Source organism: Pseudomonas sp. (assembly GCF_037994325.1).
GTDB lineage: Bacteria > Pseudomonadota > Gammaproteobacteria > Pseudomonadales > Pseudomonadaceae > Aquipseudomonas.
Map to the genome: position 1 here is coordinate 1 of NZ_JBBNAH010000083.1, position 3,930 is coordinate 3,930.

At 60.8% G+C, this 3,930-nt stretch carries 4 protein-coding genes; all 4 read right to left on the bottom strand.

Annotated features, from left to right (window positions below; translation table 11 throughout):
- Positions 1-476: MFS transporter (locus tag AAAB16_RS02660; RefSeq protein WP_340661940.1), on the bottom strand; the 476-nt coding region annotated here is incomplete at its 3' end.
- 56 nt (positions 477-532) lie between these two features.
- A complete protein-coding gene (gudD, locus tag AAAB16_RS02665; RefSeq protein WP_340661941.1) occupies positions 533-1,888 on the bottom strand; it encodes a glucarate dehydratase in 1,356 nt (451 codons plus the stop codon).
- 96 nt (positions 1,889-1,984) lie between these two features.
- Positions 1,985-3,433 (bottom strand): aldehyde dehydrogenase family protein, encoded by a 1,449-nt coding sequence (locus AAAB16_RS02670; RefSeq protein WP_340661942.1) that lies wholly within the window; start codon positions 3,431-3,433, stop codon positions 1,985-1,987.
- 63 nt (positions 3,434-3,496) lie between these two features.
- Positions 3,497-3,930: dihydrodipicolinate synthase family protein (locus tag AAAB16_RS02675; protein ID WP_340661943.1), on the bottom strand; the 434-nt coding region annotated here is incomplete at its 5' end.

A 3,930-nucleotide genomic window follows, 5' to 3' on the forward strand; every position in this document is an offset into this window, starting at 1 on the left:
GCGAACAACACGGTGGCAAAGTATTGCGCCGAGTTGAAGATCGCCGAGGCCGTGCCGCGCTCTGCGGTGGGGAACCAGGCAGCAACAATGCGCGCGTTACCGGGAAAGGATGGCGCTTCGGCAAAGCCGACCATAAAGCGCAGGATAAACAGCGTGGTCACCGCCCAGGCCACCGGCATACCGCCGACAAACCCTTGCAGCAAGGTGAACAGCGACCAGGCAAAAATGCCGGCGGCATACACACGTTTGGAGCCGAAACGGTCAAGCAACCAGCCGCCGGGAATCTGCCCCAGCACATAGGCCCACCCAAAGGCGGAGAACACATAACCGAGGGTTACCGCATCAATACCCAGGTCTTTTTGCAAGCTGGAACCGGCGATGGCGATGGTCGCGCGGTCGGCGTAGTTAATGGTGGTCACCAGAAACAGCATCAGCAGTATCAGGTAGCGCTTACGGGTTGGTTTTGTCTCTTGCACGTTATGTGCTCCCACTTTTGTTGTTGTGGCGGGGTAGTTGGGGTGACCGTGGGGCGTTAGCGCACCAGACAAGGTCGTTTGTTATCAAAAGTCCAGTTGGGTATCAGGTACTGCATGGCGACCGCGTCATCGCGGGCGTTCAGGCCCATGCCCAGGTACAGCTCGTGGGCCTTGGCCAGGGCTTCCCAATCCAGCTCCACGCCCAGCCCTGGGGTGGTCGGCACCTGCACCTTGCCGCCGACGATTTGCAGCGGGTTGTGGGTCAGGTGCTGGCCGTCCTGCCAGATCCAATGGGTGTCGATGGCGGTAACTTTGCCCGGCGCGGCAGCGGCCACATGGGTAAACATCGCCAGGGAAATATCGAAGTGATTGTTGGAGTGCGAACCCCAGGTCAGGCCCCAGTCGTTGCACATTTGCGCCACGCGTACCGAGCCTTGCATGGTCCAGAAGTGCGGATCGGCCAGGGGAATATCGACCGACTGCAATTGAATGCAGTGGCCCATCTGGCGCCAGTCAGTGGCGATCATATTGGTGGCGGTGAGCAGCCCGGTTTCACGGCGAAACTCGGCCATTACTTCACGGCCAGAGAAGCCGTTTTCGGCGCCGCAGGGGTCTTCGGCATAGGCCAGTACGCCATGCAGATCGCGGCACAGACTCACTGCCTCTTTTAGCGACCAACCGCCGTTGGGGTCCAGGGTGATACGGGCATCGGGAAAGCGTTCGGCCAGGGCGCGAATGGCCTCGACTTCAGCGCTGCCTGCTTGTACACCGCCTTTGAGCTTGAAGTCGTTAAACCCGTAGCGGGCATGGGCGGCTTCGGCTTGGCGGACGATGCTTTCAGGCGTCAGTGCGGTTTGGTTGCGCACGCGAAACCAGGCGTCGTCGGCGTCGTCTTCGCTGCGATAGCCGAGGTCGGTTTTGCTGCGATCAGCCACATAGAACAGGTAGCCAAGCATCTCCACCGCATCGCGCTGCTGACCTTCGCCAAGCAAGGCGGCGACCGGCACGCCGAGGAACTGACCAAGCAAATCGAGCAGGGCCGATTCCAGCGCAGTAACGGCATGGATGGTGATACGCAGGTCAAAGGTTTGCAGGCCACGGCCGCCGCTGTCGCGGTCGGCAAAGGTCTGGCGCACCTGATTGAGCAAGCCGTTGAAGTTGCCGATGGATTGGCCCAGCAGCAGGCTGCGGGCATCTTCCAGGGTCTGGCGAATGCGTTCGCCGCCCGGCACTTCGCCAACCCCGGTGTTCCCGGCGCTGTCTTTAAGAATAAGGATGTTGCGGGTAAAGAACGGACCATGGGCGCCGCTCAGGTTGAGCAGCATGCTGTCGTGCCCGGCAACCGGCACAACCTGCAGTTCTGTAATGACGGGTGCGCTGGCGTGCGCCTGCCCGGAGCGTGCTGTGTTCATAACCGTTTCCCTATTTGTTTTTATGCGGGACTGGCTGAATTCGTTTTTTATCGTGGGGAAGCGGCCTGCGCCGCCCTCCCCGTCACCGACTCGGGCTTAACCGATGTAGGTGGTTTTTACCGTGGTGTAGAACTCGGCGGCGTAACGGCCCTGCTCACGGGAGCCGTAGGACGAGCCTTTACGGCCACCAAACGGCACGTGGTAATCCACGCCTGCGGTTGGCAGGTTGATCATCACCATGCCGGCCTGGGCGTGACGTTTGAAGTGGTTGGCGTATTTCAGCGAGGTGGTGGCAATGCCTGCCGACAGACCGAATTCGGTGTCGTTGGCCATGGCCAGGGCTGCTTCGTAATCCGCCACCTTCACCACGTTGGCTACCGGGCCAAAGATTTCTTCGCGGCTGATGCGCATCTCGGCGGTGCTGTCGGCAAACAGCGTTGGCGCGAGGAAATAGCCCTCGGTGTCGCAGGTGACCAAACCGCCGCCCGCCACCAGGCGTGCGCCCTCTTCCTGGCCGATGCTGATATAGCTAAGGTCTTGGTCGAGTTGGGCTCTGGAAACCACCGGGCCGATATCGGTGCCGGCTTTCAGGGCGTGGCCCACCTTGATCGACTTCATACGCTCGGCCACCGCTTCGACGAACTTGTCGTGAATGCCGGCAGTCACGATCAAACGGCTGGAGGCGGTGCAACGCTGGCCAGTGGAGTAGAAGGCGCTTTGTACCGCCAACTCCACAGCGACTTTAAGGTCAGCGTCGTCGAGGATGATTTGCGGGTTTTTGCCGCCCATTTCCAACTGCACTTTGGCGCCACGGGCCACGCACTGGTTGGCGATATTGCGGCCAACACCGACCGAGCCGGTGAAGCTGATGCCATCTACGTGCTTGTTGTTGACGATGGTTTCGCCGACCACACGGCCAGCCCCCATCACCAGGTTAAACACGCCGGCTGGGAAGCCAGCACGGGAAATGATTTCGGCGATGGCCCAGGCGCAGCCCGGTACCAAGTCAGCCGGTTTCAGCACCACGCAGTTGCCGTAGGCCAGGGCCGGGGCAATCTTCCACGCCGGAATGGCGATGGGGAAGTTCCACGGGGTGATCAAACCCACCACGCCCAGCGGCTCGCGGGTTACTTCGACGGAAACGCCAGGGCGTACCGAGGCCAACACTTCACCGGCCTGACGCAGGCATTCGCCAGCGAAGAACTTAAAGATATTGCCAGCACGGGTGACTTCGCCGATGGCTTCGGGCAGGGTCTTGCCCTCTTCCCGGGCCAGCAAGTTACCCAGCTCTTCGCGGCGGGCGAGGATTTCGCTGCCGACTTTATCCAGGGAGTCGCTACGCGCCTGGATGCCGGAGGTGGACCAAGCCGGAAACGCGGCGCGGGCGGCAGCAATGGCTTGGTTAACTTGGGCGACGTCGGCTTGGGCGTATTCACCAATCACATCGGCCAGGTCAGATGGGTTGACGTTATCTGAGTAGCTGGCGCCAGCCACCCACTCGCCGCCGATGAAGTTGTCAAAACGCTTGTGTTCGCTGTTGGCCACGGGAGCCTCCTGAAGAAACCACAGCCGCTCAATAAGCGGCTGGTTTAAGAACGGAATAAGCGGTTATTGCGGACCTTGCGCGTGGATCAGCGCGGCCAGTTGCTCGTATTCGGCGGGCAGCAAGTCGGTCAGTGGTGCGCGTACTGGGCCAGCGTCGTAGCCAGCAATTTTGGCGCCAGCTTTAACGATGCTCACGGCGTAACCGGCGCGCTTGTTGCGGATGTCCAGGTACGGCAGGAAGAAGTCGTCGATGATTTTGCCAACGGTCTGGTGATCGTCGCGGGCAATGGCGTGGTAGAAATCCATCGCGGTTTTCGGGATGAAGTTGAACACCGCCGAGGAGTAAACCGGTACGCCCAGGGCCTTGTAGGCAGCGGCGTAAACTTCAGCGGTCGGCAAGCCGCCGAGGTAGCTGAAACGGTCACCGAGGCGACGACGGATCGACACCATCAGCTCGATATCGCCCAGGCCATCTTTGTAGCCGATCAGGTTCGGGC

What these genes read in the sequence shown, in the direction of transcription:
- gudD (WP_340661941.1), bottom strand. Translation starts at nt 1,888, where the DNA reads ATGAACACAGCACGCTCCGGGCAGGCGCACGCCAGCGCACCCGTCATT.